This is a genomic window from Streptomyces uncialis (genome assembly GCF_001905345.1).
Taxonomy (GTDB): domain Bacteria; phylum Actinomycetota; class Actinomycetes; order Streptomycetales; family Streptomycetaceae; genus Streptomyces; species Streptomyces uncialis.
The window spans coordinates 2,669-3,082 of the sequence record NZ_LFBV01000015.1 but is presented as its reverse complement, the minus strand read 5'-3'; the positions used below and the strand labels follow the sequence as shown (position 1 = coordinate 3,082).

The window sequence follows — 414 nt, the reverse complement described above, 5'->3', positions numbered from 1 at the left end:
TGTGACGGGTGGTTGGTCGTTGTTTGAGAACTGCACAGTGGACGCGAGCATCTGTGGCCAAGTTTTTAAGGGCGCACGGTGGATGCCTTGGTACCAGGAACCGATGAAGGACGTGGGAGGCCACGATAGTCCCCGGGGAGCCGTCAACCAGGCTTTGATCCGGGGGTTTCCGAATGGGGAAACCCGGCAGTCGTCATGGGCTGTCACCCATGCCTGAACACATAGGGCATGTGGAGGGAACGCGGGGAAGTGAAACATCTCAGTACCCGCAGGAAGAGAAAACAACCGTGATTCCGGGAGTAGTGGCGAGCGAAACCGGATGAGGCTAAACCCTGTATGTGTGAGACCCGGCAGGGGTTGCATGCAGGGGGTTGTGGGATCTCTTTGGATCGGTCTGCCGGCCGGTCGGCGAGT

General features: G+C 58.9%; 1 other annotated feature (running past one end of the window).

Annotated features, from left to right (window positions below):
• The first annotated feature begins 55 nt into the window (after positions 1–55).
• Positions 56–414: a sequence feature (mutual gap in cmsearch alignment for this rRNA model is longer than 100), on the top strand (it continues 2,668 nt past the right edge of the window).